The organism is Micromonospora sp. HM5-17, from assembly GCF_003762835.1.
Classification (GTDB): Bacteria; Actinomycetota; Actinomycetes; order Mycobacteriales; family Micromonosporaceae; genus Plantactinospora.
On record NZ_RJWA01000002.1, the window covers coordinates 530,301 to 552,164 of the forward strand.

General features: G+C 72.0%; 16 protein-coding genes. 11 read left to right on the plus strand and 5 right to left on the minus strand.

Features of this window, described 5'->3' with window-relative positions:
• Nucleotides 1-62: 62 nt before the first annotated feature.
• Nucleotides 63-1,652, plus strand: a complete 1,590-nt coding sequence (locus tag EF879_RS07610; RefSeq protein WP_123556197.1) for a Na+/H+ antiporter — start codon at nt 63-65, stop codon at nt 1,650-1,652.
• Between the two features lie 249 nt (nt 1,653-1,901).
• On the opposite strand, the gene EF879_RS27535 is transcribed toward EF879_RS07610, so the two are convergent.
• On the minus strand, nt 1,902-2,825 hold the full coding sequence (locus EF879_RS27535; RefSeq protein ID WP_199736209.1) for a BBE domain-containing protein: 924 nt from the start codon (nt 2,823-2,825) through the stop codon (nt 1,902-1,904).
• Nucleotides 2,707-3,522: an FAD-binding protein gene (locus EF879_RS27540; RefSeq protein WP_199736211.1), complete on the minus strand. Its 816-nt coding sequence runs from the start codon at nt 3,520-3,522 to the stop codon at nt 2,707-2,709. Before EF879_RS27540 ends, EF879_RS27535 begins: the two co-directional genes overlap by 119 nt.
• A gap of 340 nt (nt 3,523-3,862) precedes the next feature.
• On the opposite strand from EF879_RS27540, the gene EF879_RS07620 reads away from it, so the two are divergent.
• From EF879_RS07620 to EF879_RS07640, 6 genes are all read left to right on the plus strand, one after another.
• Nucleotides 3,863-5,179: a hemolysin family protein gene (locus EF879_RS07620; protein ID WP_199736213.1), complete on the plus strand. Its 1,317-nt coding sequence runs from the start codon at nt 3,863-3,865 to the stop codon at nt 5,177-5,179.
• Nucleotides 5,180-5,388: 209 nt separating this feature from the next.
• Nucleotides 5,389-6,420, plus strand: coding sequence for a sigma-70 family RNA polymerase sigma factor (locus EF879_RS07625; RefSeq protein ID WP_158624128.1), 1,032 nt, complete (start codon nt 5,389-5,391; stop codon nt 6,418-6,420).
• On the plus strand, nt 6,417-6,656 hold the full coding sequence (locus EF879_RS27545) for a dihydrofolate reductase family protein (RefSeq protein WP_199736215.1): 240 nt from the start codon (nt 6,417-6,419) through the stop codon (nt 6,654-6,656). Before EF879_RS07625 ends, EF879_RS27545 begins: the two co-directional genes overlap by 4 nt.
• Nucleotides 6,650-6,955 carry a dihydrofolate reductase family protein gene (locus tag EF879_RS27550; protein WP_199736217.1) on the plus strand — a complete coding sequence of 102 codons (306 nt, stop codon included), beginning with the start codon at nt 6,650-6,652 and terminating at the stop codon, nt 6,953-6,955. The genes EF879_RS27545 and EF879_RS27550 overlap by 7 nt, the downstream gene beginning before the upstream one ends.
• 330 nt (nt 6,956-7,285) lie before the next feature.
• On the plus strand, nt 7,286-7,666 hold the full coding sequence (locus EF879_RS07635; protein WP_158624129.1) for an SCP2 sterol-binding domain-containing protein: 381 nt from the start codon (nt 7,286-7,288) through the stop codon (nt 7,664-7,666).
• The gene (locus EF879_RS07640; RefSeq protein WP_123556889.1) at nt 7,656-9,725 is read left to right on the plus strand and encodes a glycogen debranching N-terminal domain-containing protein; all 2,070 of its coding nucleotides are present in this window, start codon (nt 7,656-7,658) and stop codon (nt 9,723-9,725) included. Before EF879_RS07635 ends, EF879_RS07640 begins: the two co-directional genes overlap by 11 nt.
• Before the next feature lie 127 nt (nt 9,726-9,852).
• Here the strand turns inward: EF879_RS07640 and EF879_RS07645 are convergent, their stop codons facing one another.
• Nucleotides 9,853-10,116, minus strand: a complete 264-nt coding sequence (locus EF879_RS07645) for a cupin domain-containing protein (RefSeq protein ID WP_123556891.1) — start codon at nt 10,114-10,116, stop codon at nt 9,853-9,855.
• A 235-nt stretch (nt 10,117-10,351) separates the two neighbouring features.
• Between EF879_RS07645 and EF879_RS07650 the strand changes: the two genes are divergently transcribed.
• Nucleotides 10,352-11,668, plus strand: a complete 1,317-nt coding sequence (locus EF879_RS07650) for a TIGR04013 family B12-binding domain/radical SAM domain-containing protein (RefSeq protein ID WP_123556893.1) — start codon at nt 10,352-10,354, stop codon at nt 11,666-11,668.
• A 151-nt stretch (nt 11,669-11,819) separates the two neighbouring features.
• Here EF879_RS07650 and EF879_RS28025 read toward each other — a convergent pair whose 3' ends face one another.
• Both EF879_RS28025 and EF879_RS07660 read right to left on the minus strand, forming a co-directional pair.
• Nucleotides 11,820-16,208, minus strand: coding sequence for a carbohydrate-binding protein (locus EF879_RS28025; RefSeq protein ID WP_123556205.1), 4,389 nt, complete (start codon nt 16,206-16,208; stop codon nt 11,820-11,822).
• A 569-nt stretch (nt 16,209-16,777) separates the two neighbouring features.
• Nucleotides 16,778-17,422, minus strand: coding sequence for a DUF305 domain-containing protein (locus tag EF879_RS07660; RefSeq protein WP_158624130.1), 645 nt, complete (start codon nt 17,420-17,422; stop codon nt 16,778-16,780).
• Between the two features lie 203 nt (nt 17,423-17,625).
• Here EF879_RS07660 and EF879_RS07665 point away from each other — a divergent pair, with 203 nt between their 5' ends.
• From EF879_RS07665 to EF879_RS07675, 3 genes are all read left to right on the plus strand, one after another.
• Nucleotides 17,626-19,383, plus strand: a complete 1,758-nt coding sequence (locus EF879_RS07665) for a discoidin domain-containing protein (protein ID WP_123556207.1) — start codon at nt 17,626-17,628, stop codon at nt 19,381-19,383.
• Between the two features lie 8 nt (nt 19,384-19,391).
• Nucleotides 19,392-20,681: a DUF1996 domain-containing protein gene (locus EF879_RS07670; RefSeq protein ID WP_123556208.1), complete on the plus strand. Its 1,290-nt coding sequence runs from the start codon at nt 19,392-19,394 to the stop codon at nt 20,679-20,681.
• Nucleotides 20,682-20,769: 88 nt separating this feature from the next.
• Nucleotides 20,770-21,825, plus strand: coding sequence for a LacI family DNA-binding transcriptional regulator (locus EF879_RS07675; RefSeq protein WP_123556209.1), 1,056 nt, complete (start codon nt 20,770-20,772; stop codon nt 21,823-21,825).
• The last annotated feature ends 39 nt before the right edge of the window (nt 21,826-21,864 follow it).

Here is a 21,864-nt window from a genome sequence, read left to right on the forward strand (position 1 = left end):
GGGCGTCGTGCCGCCCCGACCACGAGTACGCGGTCGCGTACCGCGCCGGGCGGTAGGAGGGGATGAGGAACGAGGTGGAAGCGCTCGTACTGATGGTGGTGCTGGGCGCCACCGTGGTCGTCGGGACCACCCTGGGCGGAAGGTACCGGGTGGCGCCGCCGGTCCTGCTCATCGGCGCGGGCGCACTGCTGGCGTTCGCCCCGCCCTTCGCCCACGTGGTGCTGCGGCCGGACGTGGTGCTGCTGCTGTTCCTGCCGGCGATCCTCTACCGGGAGAGCCTCACCCTCTCCCTGCGGGAGATCCGGGCCAATCTTCTGGCCATCTCGCTGCTCGCCGTGGCGCTGGTCGGGGCGACCATGGTCACGGTGGCGCTGGCCGCGCAGGCGCTCGGGCTGGAGCCGGCGGTGGCCTGGGTCCTCGGAGCGGTCCTCGCACCGACCGACGCCGCCGCCGTCGCCGGGCTCGCCAAGCGGCTGCCCCGCCGGTTCCTCACCATCCTCCGGGCCGAGAGTCTGGTCAACGACGGTACGGCCCTGGTCCTGTACGCGGTGGCACTCGAGGTGCTCGTCGAGGGCACCGAGCCCGGGGCGGCGCAGCTCGCCGGGCGGTTCGCCGTCTCGCTCGTCGGCGGGATCGTCGCCGGCCTGGTGGTCGGCGGGGCGGCCATCCTGATCCGCCGACGACTCGACGACCCGCTCCGGGACAGCGCGCTCAGCGTGCTCACCCCGTTCGTCGCGTTCCTGCTCGCCGAGGTGGTGCACGCCAGCGGCGTACTCGCCGTGGTGATCGCGGGCCTGATGATCGCGTACGCCGCACCCTGGGCGATCAGGGCCCGCTCGCGGCTGATGGCCCTGTCGTTCTGGGATCTCAGCACCTTCCTCATCAACGGAGGGCTGTTCGTGCTCCTCGGGATGCAGATCCCGCGGGCCGTGCGGGGCGTGACCAGCCTGTCGATGGCGCGCGCCGTGACCCTCGCGCTGGTGGTGACGGTGGTGGTCCTGGCGACCCGGATGGCCTGGATCCACGTCTCCGCGGTCGTGTTGCAGCTCGTCGACCGCCGGCGGTCCCAGCTCGGGCTACGCGTGGGGTGGCGGACTCGCACCGCGGCCGGCTGGGCCGGGTTCCCTGGCGCGGTCTCTCTGGCCGCGGCCCTCGCGGTTCCGTTGCACACCTCGGCCGGAGGACCGGTACAGGAACGTGATCTGATCATCTTCTGTACGGCCACGGTGATCCTGCTGATCATGCTGACCCAGGCCACCACCCTGCCGCTGGTCACCCGCTGGGCGGGGCTCGTCGGCGACCGGCAACTCGTGGCCGAGGTACGCCGGGCCCGGCAGCGCGCCGTCGAGGCCGGGCTCGAGATCCTGCCGCAACTGGCGCGGGACCTCGGTGCGGCGGAGCAGATCGTCGAGCGGATCCGCGCCGACTACCAGGCCTTTCTCGACGACGTCCGCGCCGAGGGCGAGGAGAGCACGTCAATCCGTGATCGGGAGCTCGAACGCCGGCTACGGCTGCGCGTTCTCGCGCACAAGCGGCGCGAGGTCACCCGACTGCGTGACATGAACGAGATCGACGACACGGTGCTGCGGGAACTCCAGGCCGCGCTGGACATCGAGGAGGTCCAGCTGCTGGGGCCTTCCGCGCCCGACTGAGCCCGACCGGGCGGCCGGCGCCGCGCCGGCGGGTCCGGGTACCCTCCGCGCTGCCCAGGCCACCGGACCCCGTCGGTCGTCCGGCATTCCTGACCGGGGCGGCCGTTGACGGTCTGCGGCGTGAGGCGGTCGACGACCGGACGGCGAGCCGAGCGGTGCCGGCGCTGACCGGCCCGTCGGCGGTGATGGGCGCGCCGACCGGCGGGGGACGGGGTCCTCGGGGACGCGACCCCCGAGGACCCCGGGTGCTCAGGATGCCGTGATCGACTGGGAGTGCCGGAAGACGTTGTGCGGATCCCAGCGGGCCTTGACCCGCTGCAGGCGGGGGTAGTTGTCCTTGTAGTAGAGCTCGTACCAGGGCACCCCGGAGCGGTTGACGGCCGGATCCGTGATGTCCGGGTCGGGAGCGCTGATGTAGCAGCCGTCGGTCTGGTCGTTGGGAACGGGGTACCCACCGGTGCTGGCGAACAGCGCCCCGTAGACGTCGCGCAGGAACCCGACGTGGACGCTGTCCTCGGCCGGGTTCAGCCAGAAGCCCTGGAGCGCCGCGAAGAAGGCCGCATTGCGGTGGGGGAACGCCGTGGCGCTGGGCGAGACGGTATTGATCTTCCCGCCGCCGTAGCCCGCAAGCTGGAGTACGACGTTGGGGTTGGCGTAGTCGGTACGGACCAGCTGTCCGTAGAGCGCCGCGAGCTGCTCGTCGGTGAAGCTCTTGCGCATGAACGCGCTCTTGATGCCGCTGCGCAACGTCGGGTTGCCGGTGATCGTCGGGTTGGCCGTGCCGATCACCTTGATGGAGTCGAGCCACGCCATCGGCTGCGACGGGAACGGGCCCGTCAGGCCGGTGTCACGGGTCACCGCGGCGACGTAGTCGGCCAGCAACTGGCTGGCGTTGGACAGTCCGGCGTCGATCTCGGTGAAGACCGTGATGGTACCCCCGGCGCGGTGGGGGATCAGCATCTGGCTGGAGATCGCCGCGTACGGGGAGTCGGCGGCGGCGTTCTGCTCGTGCCAGACGCCGTAGTTGCGGACCAGGGTGGTGAACCTCGCCTGGTCAAGTCCGCTCCAGGGCACCGTGATCACGTTGAGCAGCACGTTCTTGGGCGGAGTCGGCAATGCCGCCGCGGGGGAGTCGCCGGTGGCGTCGGGAGAGCGGAACCAGAACTTCGTCACGACGCCGAAGTTCCCCCCCGCCACCACCGCAGCAGGCCCACCAGAGGTCGTTGTTGGGGTCCGCCGGGTTGCGGGAGGCGACCACGCGGCGGGCGACCTTGTACTTGTCGACGACGACCACCTCGACCGCCTCGATGTGGTCGGAGACGAGACCGAACCGGCGTGACAGCATGCCGTAGCCGCCACCGGTGGCGTGACCGCCGATGCCGACGTCAAGGCAGATCCCGGCCGGGAGGGTGACGTTCCATCCCTTGTAGAGAGCCGTCTTCACGTTGCCCAGCAGGGCCCCGCCCTCGACCGCGAAGGCCTTGCGGCTGGTGTCGAAGTAGACCCTGTCCATCATCGACAGGTCGATGATGATCTTGGTGTCCGCGTTGTAGACGAAGTCGGCGAAGCAGTGCCCGCCGCTTCGGATGGAGATGCGCTTGCCGGCGTTGACGGCCTCCTGGACGACCGCGACGACCTGGTCCGTCGACCCGACGAGGCGTACGGACTCCGGCCTGGCGACCCACCGCTGGTTGTTGCCGACCACGAGTTCGTCGTACCGGGGGTCGCTGGGCGTGACGCTGACCGGCCCGAAGGCCGGGTTGCAGACCGTCCCGTCCTCGGCGGCGGCAGCCGGGGCCGCGGTGGCTGGGCCGGACGCGGTCAGCCCCACGGCGGCGGAGCCGGCCATCGCCACCGTACCGGCCAGCATCCGCCTCCTGCTGATCCTGCCCGGGACCGCCGCGGGAGAAGGAGTCGGATCTTCCTCGTGCATGTAGGACACCTGCCTCCGTCAGCTAGAGCCGAAGCACGTTACGGGCAAGCATGCGGGGCCTTCTGTACACGGATCGCACAGAATCAGCACTCATCCGGTGTAACCACGTCTTTTCGTGCGTATGGCCCCCCGGACGTGGCGGTGGCGTCGCCGGCGCCGCGCCGACGTGTCCGCCGGGGACGACCCGCCGCCGGCCGTTGGCTGGTTACCAGGCGGTAGACGACCGGCCGGTTATGTTGGGTCCCCACAGCGGCGCGAGTGGGAGGCGGAACGTCTCGTGGGCGGCTACGGGCTACAGGTGACGCTGGTCGTGGTCCTGGTGCTGGTCAACGCGCTCTTCGCCGGCAGCGAGATGGCCCTGGTGTCGCTGCGGGACAGCCAGATCCAGCGGCTGGAGCGCACCTCGCGCGGCGGCGCCGTCCTGGCCCGGCTGGCCCGCGACCCGAACCGGTTCCTGGCCACGATCCAGGTCTACATCACCCTGGCCAACTTCCTCGCCTCCGCCGCCGCCGCGGTGTCGCTGGCCGCGCCACTGGTACCGCTACTCGGGTTTCTCGGCTCGGCCGCCGAACCGGTCTCGGTGGTCCTGGTGACCATCGTGTTGACCTTCGTGAGTCTGATCTTCGGTGAACTCGCCCCGAAGCGGATCGCGATCCAGCGCGCCGAGGGCTGGGCACTGGTGGTGGCTCGGCCGCTGGACGTCCTGGCCACCCTCTCCCGACCGCTGGTGTGGCTCCTCAGCCGGGCCACCGACACCGTCGTACGGCTGACCGGCACCGACCCGAACGCGGGCCATGAGGAGATCAGCACCGAGGAACTCCGGGAGATGGTCATCGCCCAGCGCGGCCTGACCGCCGAGCACCGGACCATCATCACCGGCGCGTTCGAGGTCGCCGACCGGATCCTCCGGGAGGTCCTCGTCCCGCGTACCCAGGTCGTCACCCTGCCGGCCACCCTGTCGACCCCGGAAGGGCTGCGTCGGCTCGCCGCGTCCGGGCACAGCCGGGCCCCGGTGGTGCAACGCGGCGGTCTGGACGACGTCGTCGGCGTGGTCCACATGCGGGACCTGCTCGACGGCACCGGCACGGTGGCCGACCACGCCGTCCCGGCCCTGTTCCTGCCCGAGACCCTCGGGGTGATGGAGGCGATGCGGCAGATGCGCCAGCAGCGGCAGCAGTTCGCGCTGGTCGTCGACGAGCGCGGCGCCAACGACGGCATCGTCACCATGGAGGACCTGGTCGAGGAGATCGTCGGTGAGATCTACGACGAGACCGACCGGGACGTCCAGACCGTCGTGCGGGAACTCGACGGCAGTCTGCTGCTGGCCGGGACCTTCCCGATCCATGACCTGCCCGACATCGGCCTCGCGCTCGACGAACCCGACGACGGCGACTACACGACGATCGCCGGACTCGTCCTCGCCCGCCTCGGCCACATTCCCACCGAGCCCGGCGAGACCGTGACGCTCCCCGCCTTCACCGCGCAGGTCGCCGAGGTGACCGGACACGCCATCACCAGGGTCCGACTCCGTCCCCGAACCGCCCCGGGCCCGGGCGCCCCGCAGCAGGCCCGGGCCGGTGAGCGTACCCGGTGACCATGCCGACGCCCCCCGACGCCGCTCGTGACGGGCTCGGATCGGTGAGACGCACCAGCGGGCGGTACGCCGGGTCGGCCCGGAAGGTAGGTCGGGTGCCATGCCGGTCGGCGCGGCTCCGGTGGCGACCCCGGCGGCCGCCCCGTCGGCGGGCTCCCACCTGGCCGACGGCGGGCGGTCGCGACGTCGGGGTGGGTAGCGTCCCGGGGGTGAGCGACAAGACGGGGTTCGGCGAGCTGGTCGAGCGGTACCGGGGTGAGCTGCGCGCGTACTGCTACCGGATGCTCGGGTCGTTGGACGAGGCCGAGGACCTGGTGCAGGAAACGCTGCTGCGGGCGTGGAAGAACCTCGACGGGTTCCAGGGACGATCCTCAATCCGGGCGTGGCTGTACCGGATCGCCACCAACGCCTGCCTGGACGCCCTCGACGGCCGGAAACGTCGGACGCTGCCCCACCACGTCGTGCCGCCCTTCGACGCCGCGCGGCCGCGGCAGGTCCGGGTCGACGTTCCCTGGCTCCAGCCGTTCCCCGACCGGCTGTGGGAACCGGTCGCGCCCCGTTCCGACGAGCCGGAGGCGGCGGTCGTGGCGAGGGAGACGATGGAGCTGGCCTTCCTGGCCGCGATCCAGCACCTGCCGCCCCGGCAGCGGGCCGCGGTGATCCTGCACGACGTGCTCGGGTGGCCGGCCCGGAACGTCGCCGCGGTACTGGAGAGCAGCGTCGCGTCGGTCAACAGCGCGCTGCAACGGGCACGCGTGACGCTCCGCGAGCACCTGCCGCCGCGCCGGGCGGACTGGGCACCCACGGCACCGCCCAGCGACGAGGAGCGCGCGGTGCTGCGCCGGTACATGGCGGCGGTGGAGCGTGGCGATCTCGCCGAGGTCGCCAACCTGCTGGCCGAGGACGTTCGCACGACGATGCCGCCGTACCCGGTCTGGTTCACCGGGCGCGACGCGGTGCTGGCGGCGCTCGCGGCGAGCTGGGATCCCGGCTCCCGAGAGTACGTCGGGGCGTTCCGGACGCTGCCGACGCGCGCCAACGGCCGTCCCGCGGCGGCGTCCTACGTCCGCCCTCCCGGAGAGGAGACGTACGCGCCGTTCGCCATCGGGATCGTGTACGTCGAGCGGCGGCGGATCGTGGAGATGACGGCCTTCCACGACCCCGCCCTGTTCCCCGCGTTCGCTCTGCCGCCGGCCCTAACCGATGAGTCTCCGGTGTCGGCACCGTCTCAACCCGCATGAGCAAGGTTCTCTACTCCGCGACCATGTCGCTCGACGGATTCATCGCCGGTCCCGGCGGTGACATGTCCTGGCTGACCGAGCACCTCGGCGGCCCCACCCCGATCGCCGACGACCTCGTCGGGAAGATCGGCGCGCTGCTGGTGGGCGCCCGTAGCCTCCACGGCGACGACCCGAACCGGGGCACCGACAGGGAGGGCGCGCTCAACGGCGCGTCGCGCGGCCCGACCTCGTGCTGACCCACCGGCCGCCGGCGACGCCCGTACCCGGTGTCACCTTCGTCGGTGACCTGCACAGCGGGCTGGCCGCGGCGCGGGACGCCGCCGGCGAGCGGTACGTCAACATCATCGGCGCCGACGTCGCGGCGCAGTGCCTCGCCGCCGGCCTGCTCGACGAGATCCTGGTGTTCATCGCCCCGGTGCTGCTCGGCGACGGTGTGCGCCTGTTCTACCGGCCCGGCGGTGCCCACGTGCGGCTGGACCCGCGTACCGTCGCGCAGACGCCGGTACCGTGCCTCTGGCTGGAGGTGCGACGCTGACCGGGTCCCGGGCGCGTCGTGCCTGACCCCCGGAGCGCGATCTCATTCCCGTCGCCGCCGGCCCGGGCCGGCGGCGACGTCGACCCATGGCGCGGGAACTCCCGACGGCCGGCGGGGTGGCCGTCCGAGCCGATGTCCGGGTTGGTCGAGGGCCGCCCGTCGGCTGACCGCCCGGAGGTTGACGGTCTGCGAGCACCGCGCCGCCGCGGCCGACCGATGAGACGGACCACGGCTCATCCGTCCCGGGTGATGTCGAACCACACCGCGGCCCGGCAGGCTCATCCCACGGGGTGGGGAGACCCGAGCGGGGAGAAAGGTACGCAGGCGGTGGTGGACCGGACGGTGGAGTACTTTTCGGGGCCGGCGCGCGAGCGCACGAAGCTGCTTCCGCGCGGCTTCTCCGCCACCGTACGTCTGGATCTCCGCCGGCCCGGCCGTATCGACCACTGGTACCTGATCATCACCGAACGGGACATCTCGATCAGCCAGGAGGGTGAGCGCGAGGCCGACTGCGTGATCTCGGCCGACGGTGAGGTGTTCGATCGGCTGGTCGCCGGGGCCGATCCGACCGCCGCCACCCTGCGCAGCGAGCTCGTGTTCCGAGGATCGCCGAGCGTGATGATCCACTTCCAACGGCTCCTGCCGGGCCCACCCGATGCGCGCGGCCCCAAGCGGGTCCACGGCGGAGGCGGCGAGGGCCGTGGACGCTGACGAGGTCATCGTCATGGAAGGGCTGACCTCCATGGTCAGCAGCCGCAACGGGGACGTCGACCCGGCGGTGGGCGATCCCGCCGGGCTGTACTTCCTCGACACCCGCTTCCTCTCCCGGTGGGTCCTCACCGTCAACGGGGAGCGGCTCAACCCGCTCTCCGTCAACGAGCCGCAGTACTTCGAGGCGCAGTTCTTCCTGGTCCCGGGCGAGCCGACGCACTACGTCAGCGCCACGCTCTCGGTGATCCGGAACCGCTCGCTCGCGATCGGACTGGACGAGGAGATACACATCCTCAACCACAGCATCCGGCCGGCCGAGCTGACGATCCGCCTGGACGTGGCGAGCGACTTCGCGGACATCTCCGACATCGACGAGCCCGGCGGACCCGTCGACCCGGCGCACGACAAGAAGGGCCGCTACTACCACGAGGTCGGGGAGCGCCACCTGCACATCCGGTACGTCCGGGAGAACTTCCACCGCGCCACCCTGATCGAGGTCAGCGGCCCCGCCGAGATCGACCAGGACGGCCTGACCTTCACCGTCCAGGTCGCCCCGCACGGCACCTGGTCCACCCGGCTGCGGGTGGTGACCGACATCCGGCCACCCGGCGGCGAGGACGTCACCGGCGGGGGAATGCACCTGATCCGCCGGGTGAAGGAGGGCATGCGGGAGGAGCTCGAGAACTGGGTGGCTCGGGCGCCCCGGCTGGAGTGCGACTTCGCCCCGCTCGCCCGGGCCTACCGACGGAGTCTGGTCGACCTGGCCGCGCTGCGGAACCCGGGCCTCGAGGACAGTGGCAAGGTCCCCTCCGCCGGCCTGCCCTGGCTGAACACGATGATCGGACGGCAGAGCATCATCACCAGCATCCAGGCGCTGCCGTACCTGCCGGAGCTGGCCGCGAGCACCCTCCGGGTCCTCGCCGCCTTCCAGTCCACCAAGCTCGACGACTTCCGGGAGGAACAGCCTGGCAAGATCCTGCACCTGCTCCGGCTGAACGAGTCGGCCGCCTTCGAGGAACGGCCGTACGCCCGCTACTACGGTTCGGTGGACGCCACCCCGCTCTTCGTGATCCTGCTCGACGAGTACGAACGGTGGACCGGCGACGCCGAGATGGTGCGCCGACTGGAGAAGGAGGCGCGTGCCGCGCTCGGCTGGATGAACGAGTGGGGAGACCTGGTCGGCGACGGCTACCTCTGGTACCAGCGCCCGCGCGTCCGGGGGGAGCAGCCCAACCAGTGCTGGAAGGAGTCCCCGAAGGCGATCTGCTACCGCGACGGTCGGCTGCCGGGATTCCCCCGTGCCACCTGTGAGGTGCAGGGCTACGCGTACGACGCGAAGCGGCGCGGCGCCCACCTGGCGCGTACCTTCTGGGGCGACCCCGGCTACGCCGATCAGCTGGAGCGCGAGGCAGCCGCGCTGCGGGACCGGTTCAACCAGGACTTCTGGCTGCCGGACCGCGGCTACTACGCGTTGGCGCGCGAGCCGGACGGAAGCCTCGTGGACGCGCTGTCGTCCAACCTGGGGCACCTGCTCTGGAGCGGGATCGTCGAACCCGACCGTGCCGAGAGCCTGGTCGAACACCTGCTCGGCCCCCGGCTCTTCAGCGGCTGGGGAGTGCGGACCCTCGCCGAGGGCGAGGCGAACTACAACCCCATCGGCTACCACATCGGCGCCGTCTGGCCGTACGACAACTCGATCATCGCGGCGGGGATGCGACGCTACGGGTTCGCGCCCGAGGCGGCGACCGTGGCGCAGGCGGTGTTCGAGGCCGCCCGGTACTTCGACGGCCGGCTGCCGGAGGCGTTCGCCGGCTACGACCGCGCCCGTACCTCGTTCCCGGTCCGCTATCCCTCCGCCACCAGCCCGCAGGGCTGGTCGGCCGGGTCGATCCTCCTGCTGATCCGAACCGTCCTCGGGCTGTACCCGCACGCCGACCACCTGGTCGTCCGTGCCACGGTGCCACCGCGGCTGGGGCAGATCTCCCTGCTCGGCATCTGTGGACGGTGGGGTACGGCGGACGCGGTCGGCCGCCCCAGCGACGCCGTATCGCACTGCTGACCAAGTCCGGAGCACCGCGTACCAGCGGTGTTCACGCGTCCGGGTCGAGAACGCGCCGGAGTGTCACGAGTCGCGGCGACGCGCGGGCGTCGGGCGGCAGGGCGTCCGACGCCCCGGCTTGCGGCGGTCAGTGCTTCTTCAGCTCCACGATGCGGGCGACGTAGCGGGTCTCCCCGACGTTGGTCAGGGTGTGGGTGTCGCCCGGCGGGCGGAAGACGACACTGCCGGTCGGCTCCGGGGCCTCGCGCTTCTGGCCGTCGATGCTCTCGACCACGTTGAGGGCGCCCTCGATGGCGATCACCAGATAGGGATGTTCGTGGTGGTGGAGCGCCTGCGTCTCGCCGGGTTCGAGGGCGACCTGCCACACCCGGACAAGCTCGTTGTCGAGCATGATCCGGTAGCCCACGGGGCCAAGTTCACGTTCCACTGCGGGTGCCTCCACGACGCCGGGTGCGCCTGACCGTCGATGCTGATCCGGTCCGGTCCACCGAACCGGGTCGGCACGATGATCTCAACCTACCGTGCCGGGCGGTGCGCCCGTGCCTGGTGGGGTGTACCGGGAGGTCGGGGCGCTGCGGGTCGAGCCCCGGAGGTCGGGCCCGGTCGCCGCTGGCAGAATCCCCGGCATGGAGGCTCCGGATCTGGTGCTGGTGCTGCGCTACCGCAAGGCGGTCACGTACGGCCTGCACGTCCTGCTTGGCGCGTTGGAGGAGCACGAGACGGCCACGCGGTACGAGGTGCGCTTCGGCGAGACGCCGGAGGCGACGGCCGCGCAGATCCGGTCGGCGCTCGACGCCTCGGCGACCCGGGTCCTGGTGCTGTGGTCGTTCTACTCGCCGGACGCCGCCGCGTTGGCGGAAGAGCTCGCGCTGGTCCGGTCGCTGGTCGACGCCCCGAACGTGACGCACCTCGCCGGCGGGGTGCACGCCACCGCCGAGCCGGTGCAGACCCTGGACGCCGGGTGGGACCTCGTGGCGGTGGGGGAGGGCGAGACGACGCTGCTGCGTCTGGTGGACGCGGTCGGCGACCCGACCGGGATCCCCGGGCTCGCCTACCGCGACGCGACCGGTGCGCTCGTCCGGACCGGGCGTCCCGAGCGCCGGCCGCTCGACCAGTTCCGCGGCTTCTCGCTGCGGTGGAACCGGTTCAACGCGCTGGAGATCACCCGTGGTTGCGTCTTCTCCTGCCGGTTCTGCCAGACCCCGTTCATGTTCTCGGCGCGGTTCCGGCACCGGAGCGTGGCGAACGTCCGCTGGCACGTCGACGCCATGCGGCGGCGCGGGCTGCGGGACGTCCGGTTCATCACCCCGACCGCGCTGTCGTACGGCAGCCAGTCGGACGAGCCGAATCTCGACGCGGTGGAGGAACTTCTCGCCACCTGCAAGGAGGGGATCGGCCCGGACGGCCGCGTCTTCTTCGGCTCGTTCCCCAGCGAGATCCGCCCCGAGCACGTCTCCCGGGAGGCGCTGCGGCTGGTGAGGAAGTACTGCGCCAACACCAACATCATCGTTGGCGCGCAGTCCGGTTCCGACCGGATTCTCGACGCCGCCAAGCGTGGCCACGGCGTCGAGGAGGTGAGACGCGCGGTACGGCTCGGCGTCGAGGAGGGTTTCCGGATCAACGTTGACATGATCTTCGGGATGCCCGGCGAGAACCGGGCGGACGTCGAGGCCTCGCTGCGGCTCGCCCGCGAACTCGCCGATCTCGGCGCCCGGATCCACGCGCACACCTTCATGCCGCTGCCCGGGACGCCGTGGCGGGACGCGCCGCCGGGCGACGTCTCCCCGGAGACGATCCGCGAGGTCGACCGGCTCTCCCGGCGCGGCGCCCTCTACGGGCACTGGCAGAGGCAGCGCGAGCACGCGGCACGGCTGGCGGCCGCCGCCGAGGCGTACCCGAGGCCCGGCCGGAGCCGCACGATTCTCCCCGTGGTCGAGGAGTAGTCCCCGCGCCGTGGGGCGGCTGCGCGGCGTCGTCGCGAAGCCGCCGGTCGCGGACGCCGCTGCCCCGCACGGCGGCTGCCCCGGCGGGACGCGGGGCCGTGGCGGGGGCGTCGCGCCGCCCGCCCCGGCCCCGTCCCCACCGCGGCGCCGCTCAGGCCGGGTACGCCTCGAACTCGTAGATCCGCGCCGCGCGGTCGCTGTCACTGGTGGGGGTGAGAACGTTCAGCCGGAGGTAGCGGGCGGTGACCGGGGCGATGGTGTGGGTGGTGACGCTGGCCGTGTTGCCCCGCACCGAGACCCGGGTGGTCCAGGTCGTGCCGTCGGTGCTGGTCTGGATGTCGAAGTCGCGGGTGTTCCAGGTGGGGTTCTCGCCGCCCGCGCCCGCGTGCCGGACCACGAAACGCCCGACGGTTGTCGCGGCGCCGAGGTCGACCCGCCACCACCGGGTGCTGCCGAGTGAGCACCACTTGTCGGCGTTACCACCGGTCACGGAGCCGTTGACCGCCTTCTCGGGACCCTCGGTCGGGGCGCAGGCGCTGTCCGCGGTCGCCGGTTTGTGCAGCGCCAGGTTGCCGCCGCCCCCGGCGCGCCGGTTCTCGAACTCCGCCGTCCAGTACGCGGTCCGGTCCAGGTACGCGGTCTCGGCGGCGGCGCCGGTCCGCCCGTACGCGCCCTCGTAGCTCAGGTAGCCGTGGCCCGCCGGGGGCGTGCTGCGCGCCGGTTCGATGGTCGAGCCCTCGTGCCACTCGTTGAACGAGGTCACCGACACCCAGGTGGGCAGGCCGCCGGTGGCCGGGTCCAGGGCGTTGCGCCACTGGAGGTCGTACGTGGCGCCGTTCGCCCGGTCCAGCGTCGGCGTGGTGTTGCCGATCACCGCCCGGTCGTCGATGTACCCGGGCCCGACCGAGGGTGCCCAGATCAGGTTGTTGGCCTTGGCGTACGTGGCGGCCTGGGCCCAGCCGGGCGCGGTGGCTCCGGCGATGGCGTCGTAGGTGTACATGCCGGAGAAGCCGGCGATCCTGGTGGTGTCGGTGGTCTGGGCGAGGATGATGTTCGTCCCGTTGACCTGGTTCAACGCCGACCAGTCCGAGATGTCGAGGCTCTGGAAGACGTAGAACACCGGCCGGTTGCCGTGCGTGGCGTCCCGGTAGAAGGCCGGGTGGGCACCGTACCGGTTGTTGAGGTAGGTGATGTCCGCGACGGTGGACGCCGCGGTCCGGCCGGCGTACGGCTCCATGTGCCAGGCCACCTTGATGCCCTGTTGCTGGGCGGCGTCGAGCACGCCCGTGGCGAGCTGGTCCTCGTAGGAGTTCTGGCCCCACCAGCTGTAGACGATGACGCCGGCTCCGGACTGCCGGATCCAGCGCATGTGCTGGGCCACCACACCGGTGAGGTCGCCCGAGTCGTACGCGCCGAGGGTCGGGTAGAAGTTGGCGCCGATGTCCTCTGGTGGGGTGTGGTTGCCCTGCTGCCAGTGCCGCCACTGCCCGTGGCGGGACGGGTTGCCGTACCAGGCGTAGTAGAAGAGGTGGACGTTGGGCGAGAGCGCCGGCAGCGGCTGCGGGTCGGCGTCGCCGCCGGTGAGGGTGAAGCTGTCGATGTCGAGGAGTCCGCCGGTGCCGGTGCCGGTGAAGACGAGGTAGAGGGGTCCGGATCCGGGGGTGAGGGGGGTGGTGACGGTGGTGTAGGTGCCGTAGCCGCCGGTGTTGGGGACGGTGACGGATCCGAGTTGGGGGCCGGTGGGTGAGGTGGTGCGGATGTGGATGGTGCCGCCGTTTCCGCCGGAGGAGACGCGGGCGGTGAAGCCGGTGCGGCCGGTGGGGTTGGTGGAGGCGTAGGCGAGCCAGTCTCCGTCGTCGATGTAGCCGACGCGTTGGCCGCCGTGGGCGTTGGGGTCGGCGACGATCTGGGTGCCGGACTGGGAGGTGAACGACTCGGCCTCGATCTGACCCCCCGGCTGCGGCGGCGTACCGCCGAGCGTGAACGAGTCCACGTCGTACAGGGCCCCGCTGCCCCCGGTGAAGACCAGATACAGCGTGGTGGTGCCGGCCGGTGCGTTCGTCACCGGGCCGCCGACCGTGGTGAACGTGTCCCAGGAGCCGGTGACCGGCACCGTGGCCGACCCGAGCAGCGGTCCGGTGGGGGAGCCGGCGCGCAGCGACAGTGTGCCACCCGCACCGGCCGAGGAGACACGGGCGGTGAACGACGTGACGCCGGCCAGCGCGTACGGGGTGAAGCTGACCCAGTCCCCGTTGTGGATCTCGCCGACGGTCCGGCCCCCCTCGGCCGACGTCTTGGCGAACGTCAGGACGCCGGACTGGGCTCCGAAGTGCTCGGCCTGCCGGTGCCGGGGCTGGGTGATGTGCTGCCTGTGGGTGGTGACCCCGCCGTTGTCGGTGTACTCGGCATCCCAGACCCCGAAGATGTTGGCGGCGGCGTCGTGTTCGCCGTCGACCGGCACCGTGATCGTGCCGGAGCAGCCGTTCCGTTCGGTGATCTCGTGCGCGTGGCTGTCGTGCCCGAGCAGGTACGTCATCGTCACCCGGTCACAGTCGATCGTGCCGTCCTCCGGGTCGGTCACCCTGATCTCGAACGGCACGGTGTCGCCGAACGAGAAGGGCTGCCCGTCGGCGGGAGCGACGATGGTGACCGTCGGGGCGGTGTTGCCGACCGTGATCTGCAGTCTCGACGTGCCGGTCGCGCCCTGCGGGTGGCGGACGGTCAGCGTCGCGGTGTACGTGCCGTTCGTGGTGTACGTCTTCGTCGGGTTGGCCGCGGTCGAGCTGGTGCCGTCGCCGAACGCCCAGGAGTAGGTCAGCGCGTCGCCGTCGGGATCCATGGAGCCGGCCGAGGAGAAGGCCACGGTCAGCGGGGCGGGACCCGACGTCCGGTCCGCGCTGGCCCGCGCCACCGGCGCCCGGTTGCGGTTGCCGATGTACTCGATCCGATACAGGGCGGAGTTGGCGTCGCCGTTGCCGAAGCCCGCGCCGTAGTCGAGGACGTAGAGGGCGCCGTCCGGGCCGAACGCCATGTCCATCACCTGCGTGCCGTGCCACGGGAAGCTGTCGATCGTTCCGGCCGAGCCGTCGGCGTTGACGTGCACCGGTTTGATCCAGCGGCGGCCGAACTCGCCGGCGAAGAACAGACCGTCGAAGTCGGCCGGGAACCTGACCGGCGAGGGGTTGGCCGGGTCGTACCGGTAGACCGGCCCGCCCATCGGCGACTCCGAACCGCCGCCGAACTCGGGCGGCGAGCCGGCGTCGCCGCCGTACCGGATCCAGCTGGGGCGGGCCGGGGGCAGGGTGGTCTGGCCGGTGTTGCGGAACGAGTTGTTGGTCGGCCCGCCGGCGCAGTCGAACTTCGGCCCGGTGCTGTTGGTGGCGAAGTTCCACTCGTTGTACGTCTCGGCGAGGGTGTTGGTGCCGGTGCAGTACGGCCAGCCGTAGTTGCCGGGCGAGGTGATCCGGTTGAACTCGACCTGCCCGCTCGGTCCCCGGTTCGGATCGGAGGTGCCGGCGTCCGGGCCGTAGTCGCCGACGTAGACGATCCCGGTCGCCCGGTCGACGCTCATCCGGAACGGGTTACGGAAGCCCATCGCGTAGATCTCGGGCCGGGTGTTCGGGGTGCCCTGCGGGAAGAGGTTCCCGGCCGGGATCGAGTACGAGCCGTCGGCGTTCACCCTGATCCGGAGGATCTTGCCGCGTAGGTCGTTGGTGTTCGCCGAGGTCCGCTGCGCGTCGAACGCGGGGTTGCGGTCGGTCCGCTCGTCGATCGGGGCGTAGCTGGCCGAGTCGAACGGGTTGGTGTCGTCCCCGGTGGAGAGATAGAGGTTGCCGTCGGCGTCGAAGTCGATGTCTCCGCCGACGTGACAGCACATGCCCCGGTCGGCGGGCACCTCCAGGACCACCCGCTCGCTGGCCGGGTCCAGGCGCCAGTCGGGGGTGAGGGTGAAGCGGGACAGCCGGTTGACGCCGCGCCAGGTCGCCCAGGTGGCGTCGGTGCCGGTCGCCGGGGCGTCACCGCCCGGGGTGGAGAGTGGCGGCGCGTAGTACAGGTAGATGTGCCGGTTGGTGGCGAAGCCCGGGTCGGCCGCGACGCCCTGGAGCCCCTCCTCGTCGTGGGTGTAGACGGGAAGGGTACCGACGACGGTCGTCGTGCCGTTCGCGTCGGTGCGGCGGAGGGTGCCGTTGCGCGCGGTGTGCAGCACCGACCGGTCCGGCAGTACGGCCAGGGCCATCGGCTCGCCCGTCTCGGCGACTCCCTTGGCGAGTTCGACCTGCTGGAACGCGGCTGGGTCAACCGGATGGGCGGCGGCGGGGGAGGCGGGGAGCACCGCGGCACCCGACCAGGTCACCAGGGCGGCGGTGAGGGCGAGGGCGCGTCGCGCGACGCCGGCCACCGGGGTCTTGGACGGGTCGTGGCCGTTTGGCAGGTCGTGCCGAGCGGGTGGGTGCGGGTTTCCGGGCAGTGGCTGGTGTACGGGCGGGGGCTGGTGTGCGGGCAGCGGGTGGGCCCTGCCCGGGCGGCGGTTTCTGGGCATGCGGGAGCACTCCTCTTGCCGGCCGCGAGGCCACCGGCCGCGGCGCGGCGGGACGGGGAGGACGGGAGGCACGGGGACGGAAGGGAGACGAGCGGTGGGGGGTGTGGAACGGGGTGGTGGGGTGGCAGGCTCGACCGTCGGGTTTCGTGGCGATGACCATACAAAGGTGAACTCGTTAATGCAACAATCTCGATTCTTTTTGAAAGAACCGAGCTGTTGCCTGCAAGTTGCGTACTCGGCCTGCTGGGTCGGGGGACGCGTCCCGGATGTGTCGCCGTCGGACCGCGACAGGACGGCGTCGTCGACTCGCCGGGGGCGGGCGGCGCCCGCGCGGCAGCCGGACACCCGAGATGTCGCCCGCGTGTCCACATGGGAGTTACCTCCTCTCCGTTACCCGCACGCGGCCGATCGCCGGGTGACGTCGGGGCGCCGGCGATGTCCGGCGGGTCGGGGTGGGCGAGAGAGCGCTCTCTCGCATCGGGCGCCGGATGGCCGACCCGTTTCCGGACCGGCAGGGCGAGGTGCCGGTGGACCCCGGGGGGCGCCCGCGACCCGCGCCGCCCGCCGGTTCACGGCCCCGGCGTGACCGTCGCCGGCAGCAGTCGGTCCAGATGACTGCGCTGGCCGGCTCGGGTCCGTTCGATCTCGGCGGCGATCGCCCGGGTGACCGGCTCGGTGCCGTGCTCCCGCTCGGCCCGGGCGAGCCGGACCGACTGGTCCAGGTGGGCCCGGGCCAGCGTGGCGAAGAGCTCGGCCGCGGCCCGGCCGGTGGCGCGCCGTACCTCGGCGAGCTGCGCCGCCGTCGCCATCCCCGGCATGTCGTGACCCTCGTGCGGGTTCGTCGTGGGGCCGCCGGACCGCTCGTGCAGGCCATGCAGTCGGGGCAGCACGGCGCGGTGGTCCGCCGCGATCCGTCCGGCGAGCACGACCAGCTCCGGGTCGGTGAGCCGACCCGGGACGAGGTCGAGGACCCGGAGGAACCGCTCGTCCATCGCGATGGCGAGCTGGAGCCAGGCGGTGTCCGTACCGCTGAAGCCGCCGGGTGTGGTCGGGGCCGCGGTCGGTCCCCCGTCGGCGACCACCGACGGAGGGCCGACCGTGGTCACCGGCGACGGGTCGCCGGTACGCGGCGGGTCGCTTCCGGCGCCACCGCAGCCGGCGAGGGCGAGCACCAGCAGCGCGCCGAGCAGGGGTCGTGGAGGCCGAACCGGCATGGGTCCTCCCGAGGGCCGGGGGCGTGGAGCGCTCTCTGCCGGCTCGCCGTGGTCTCCGTCGGCGACGTCCCGCTCGGATCTCCGGCAAAACCGGCATTGACACATCCACATGTACGGGTTCAGAGTAGCGGTCAGAGAGCGCTCTCTCGACACCACACCGCGATCGCACCCGTCCCCCGCCACCCCCACCACAAGGAGTACCGATGCATCGGGCCGTCCCACCGCCCGGCGCTCCGCCGCATCCACCCCGCCGCCGTGGCCGACTCCAACTCGCCACGCTCGCGGCCGCCCTGGCCGGCCTGCTCGGCGGCTACCTGGTCGTCGCCGCCGGCCCGGCCGGGGCGGCCGTCACCCTGCTGTCCCAGGGGCGTCCGGCGACCGCCTCCTCCGTCGAGTCCGCCGCCTTCCCCGCGTCGGCCGCGGTCGACGGTGACCCGGGCACACGCTGGTCGAGCGCCTTCGCCGACCCCCAGTGGCTCGAGGTGGACCTCGGCCGGTCCGTGCCGGTCAGCCGGGTCGTCCTCACCTGGGAGACCGCCTACGCCCGCGCATTCACCATCCAGATCTCCACCGACGGCACCGCCTGGACCACGGTGCACACCACCACCGAAGGCACCGGCGGGATCCAGGATCTCGCCGTCTCCGGCACCGGCCGGTACGTCCGGCTCCACGCCACCGCGCGCGCCACCCCGTGGGGTGTCTCGCTCTGGGAGTTCCAGGTGTACGGCGACCCGGACGCCGGCCCGACCACCCCGCCGGGCACCACGCCACCCGGTGAGGACGTCCTGTTGTCGTACGGCAAGCCCGCGGTCGCCTCGTCGAGCCAGCACGACGGCAACTGCTGGGAGTGCACGCCGGCCCGCGCCTTCGACAACGACCCGGCGACCCGCTGGGCCACCAGCAGCACCACCGGTTGGGTCGACCCGGGCTGGATCTACGTCGACCTGGGCGCCACCGCCACGATCCGGCGGGTCGTCCTTCAGTGGGACCCGGCGTACGCCACGGCGTACCAGATCCAGGTGTCGTCGGACGCCTCCACCTGGAGCACGATCTACTCCACCACCACGGGCCGGGGTTTCGTGGAGACGCTGAGCGTCAACGGCACCGGCCGGTACGTGCGGATGTACGGCACCGCCCGGGGCAGCCCGTACGGCTACTCGCTCTGGGAGTTCCGCGTCTACGGCAGCGGCGGCAACCCGACCCCGCCGCCGCCCCAGCCACCGGACCCGACCTTCCCCGCCACCCGACTGGTCTTCAGCGACGAGTTCAACGGCCCGGCGGGCGCCAAGCCCGACCCGACAAAGTGGACGATCGATCCGGGTACCGGGCAGAACAACGAGCTCCAGTACTACACGAACAACGAGAACGCGCAGATGGACGGCGCCGGCTCGCTGGTGCTGGAGGCCCGGCGTGAGAGCGCCGGCGGCCGGGAGTACACCTCGCACCGGATGAACACCGGCACCAAGTTCCACGTCCAGTACGGCCGGATCGAGGCGCGGATCCGGGTGCCGAAGGGCAATGGCCTGTGGCCGGCGTTCTGGATGATGGGTGCCGACTTCCTCACCGGCCGGCCGTGGCCGTACAACGGCGAGATCGACATCATGGAGGTCCTCGGCCGCAACACCCTCGAGGGCTACTCCACGTTGCACGCCCCGGCCTACCACGGCGGTGGCGGCTACGGCCAGCGCTATCCCGCGCCGGGCGGGGTGGATCTCTCCGCCGGCTTCCACGTCTGGGCGGTCGAGTGGGACAGCCGGGGCATGCGGTTCTCGCTCGACGGCCAGACGGTCTTCGTCGCCGACAAGGCCATGGTCGAGGCGACCCGCGGACCGTGGGTCTTCGACCACCCCTTCTACCTCATCCTCAACCTCGCGGTCGGCGGTGACTTCCCCGGACCGGTGGACGGCACCACGCCGTTCCCGTCGCGGATGTACGTCGACTACGTCCGGGTCTACCAGTAGGAGTTCCCATGTACCGGAGAGTCTTCCGCCGCCGGCCCCGTGCCGTCTCGCTCGCCCTCGCACTCCTCGGCCTGCTCGGCGGTTACGTCGCCATCAACGCCGCCCCGGCCGCGGCCGCCGACGTCCTGCTCTCGCAGGGCCGCACCACCGTCGCCTCCTCCACCGAGAACGCCGGTACGCCCGCCTCGGCCGCGGTCGACGGCAACCTCGGGACCCGGTGGTCCAGCGCCTTCGGCGACCCGCAGTGGCTGCAGGTCGACCTGGGGGCCACCGCCACCATCAACCGGGTCGTGCTCCGCTGGGAGGACGCATACGCCCGAGCCTTCACCATCCAGACGTCGCCGGACGGCACCAACTGGACGACCATCCACACCACGACGAACGGCGGCGGCGGCATCCAGGACCTCGCCGTCTCCGGCTCCGGCCGGTACGTCCGGCTGTACGCCACGCAGCGGGCCACCCAGTGGGGCGTGTCGCTGTGGGAGTTCGAGGTCCATGGCACCGGTGGCGCGGAACCGCCGACGCCGCCCGGTGGCCCGATCGTCCGGGTCGCGGAGTTCCTCGCCGACTGCCCGTTCAGCCACCGCCTTCCCGACGACCCGATCGTCTTCCCGAACCTGCCGGGCGCCTCGCACATGCACAGCTTCTTCGGCAGCCGGGTGACCAACGCCTACACCAACGTCAGCGACCTGATCGCCGGGGACACCAACTGCAACCCGGCCGTCGACAAGTCGTCGTACTGGGTTCCCACCCTGTACGCCGACGGCCAGCCGGTCGAGCCGGTTACCGGCGTCTTCTACTACCTGGGCGAGGGGGTCCGGGACGACGTGATCGCCCGGATCCAGCCGTTCCCGCTCGGGCTGCGGATCGTCGCCGGCAACGCCCTGGCCACCGGTCCGGACGACAGCACCATCTCGCGCTGGTCCTGCCTGCACCACAACGAGGTCGGTGCGTCGAAGGACTTCGTCACCTGCCCGTCGGACAGCATGCTGGAGTCGTACCTGGACTTTCCGCAGTGCTGGAACGGCCGCGACCTCGACTCGCCGGACCACAAGAGCCACATGGCGTACCCGGTGAACGGCGACTGCCCGGCCACCCACCCGGTGCCGGTGCCGAAGCTCCGGCAGGTGCTCCGCTACCCGGTCAACGGCCCGGCGTCGCGGTTCCGCCTGGCGTCGGGCGGCGGGTTCACCATGCACGGTGACTTCTTCAACGCCTGGCCGGAGGAGGAGCTGGCCCGCCGGGTGCGGGACTGCATCCGCCCCATCATCAAGTGCGGCACCGACGGCCGCCCGTGACCCACTCCCTCCCCGCCGGCCCGGAACCGGGCCGGCGGGGGACGCGGCCGTCCCTGGCACCGGGCCGCCCGGTGCTATAACTGGTGCCATGACGGCCCGCCCGGCGGACGCGACGGGACGCCCCACGCTCGAGCAGGTCGCCGAGGCGGCCGGGGTGTCCCGGGCCACCGTCTCCCGGGTGATCAACGCGGTGCCCACCGTCGATCCCCGCATCCGGGCCGCCGTCGAGCGCGCGATCGCCGAGATCGGGTACGTTCCGAACCTCGCCGCCCGATCCCTGGTCACCCGGCGTACCGACTCGATGGCGCTCATCGTCTCGGAGCCGCCCGGGCACGCCACCGTCTACAAGACGCCGTTCCTCCAGCGCCTCTTCACCGATCCGTACATCGGTCGGGTCACCGCCGGGGCGCAGGAGGTGCTGCGTCCCCGGAACATCCATCTTGTGATCATTCCGGCGGACCCGCCGGCCCACCACATGGTCCTCCGCTACCTGCGGCAGGGCCACGTCGACGGCGTGTTGCTCATCTCCAGTCACGGCGCCGACCCGCTGCCCCAGCAGCTCGTCGACCTCGGCATACCGGCGGTCCTGTCGGCCCGGCCCGGCCGTCCGGTGCCGCTGAGCTACGTCGACGTCGACCAGCAGGGCGGGGCCCGGTTGGCGGCCGAGCACCTCGTCGGAAGCGGCCGGCGGAGGCTCGCCACGATCTGCGGCCCGCAGGACATGCCCGCCGGACAGGATCGCCTCGCCGGGTTCCGGTCCGCGGTCGCGGCCCAGCTCGGCGTCGACGTGCCGGCGGAACAGGGCGACTTCACCCGCTCGGGCGGGGAGGCGGCGACGCACCGCCTGCTGGACCGGCATCCGGAGATCGACGGCTTGTTCGCCGCCAACGACCTGATGGCCGAGGGGGCGATCCGGGCTCTCCAGGAGCGCGGTCGGCGGGTGCCGGAAGACGTGGGCGTGGTCGGGTTCGACGACAGTAGCGCCGCCGTGGAGTCGCACCCGCAGCTCACCACGATCCGGCAGCCGGTGGAGGAGATGGCCGGCGAGATGGCGCAGCTCCTGCTCGCCCGGTTGCGGGAACCGGACCGGACGGCGCGGTCGGTCATCTTCAACCCGACCCTGGTCGTCCGGCAGTCGGCCTGACCACGCTCGGGCGGAGCGCCGCTACGCTCCGGTCCCCGG

Excerpts from the sequence above, each read along its gene's own strand:
- EF879_RS07660 (WP_158624130.1), bottom strand. The coding sequence starts at position 17,422 with ATGCCGGTTCGGCCTCCACGACCCCTGCTCGGCGCGCTGCTGGTGCTC.
- EF879_RS28025 (WP_123556205.1), bottom strand. The coding sequence starts at position 16,208 with ATGCCCAGAAACCGCCGCCCGGGCAGGGCCCACCCGCTGCCCGCACAC.
- EF879_RS07610 (WP_123556197.1), top strand. The coding sequence starts at position 63 with ATGAGGAACGAGGTGGAAGCGCTCGTACTGATGGTGGTGCTGGGCGCC.
- EF879_RS27545 (WP_199736215.1), top strand. The coding sequence starts at position 6,417 with ATGAGCAAGGTTCTCTACTCCGCGACCATGTCGCTCGACGGATTCATC.
- EF879_RS07650 (WP_123556893.1), top strand. The coding sequence starts at position 10,352 with ATGGAGGCTCCGGATCTGGTGCTGGTGCTGCGCTACCGCAAGGCGGTC.
- EF879_RS07665 (WP_123556207.1), top strand. The coding sequence starts at position 17,626 with ATGCATCGGGCCGTCCCACCGCCCGGCGCTCCGCCGCATCCACCCCGC.
- EF879_RS07645 (WP_123556891.1), bottom strand. The coding sequence starts at position 10,116 with ATGCTCGACAACGAGCTTGTCCGGGTGTGGCAGGTCGCCCTCGAACCC.
- EF879_RS07670 (WP_123556208.1), top strand. The coding sequence starts at position 19,392 with ATGTACCGGAGAGTCTTCCGCCGCCGGCCCCGTGCCGTCTCGCTCGCC.
- EF879_RS27540 (WP_199736211.1), bottom strand. The coding sequence starts at position 3,522 with ATGCTGGCCGGTACGGTGGCGATGGCCGGCTCCGCCGCCGTGGGGCTG.
- EF879_RS07675 (WP_123556209.1), top strand. The coding sequence starts at position 20,770 with ATGACGGCCCGCCCGGCGGACGCGACGGGACGCCCCACGCTCGAGCAG.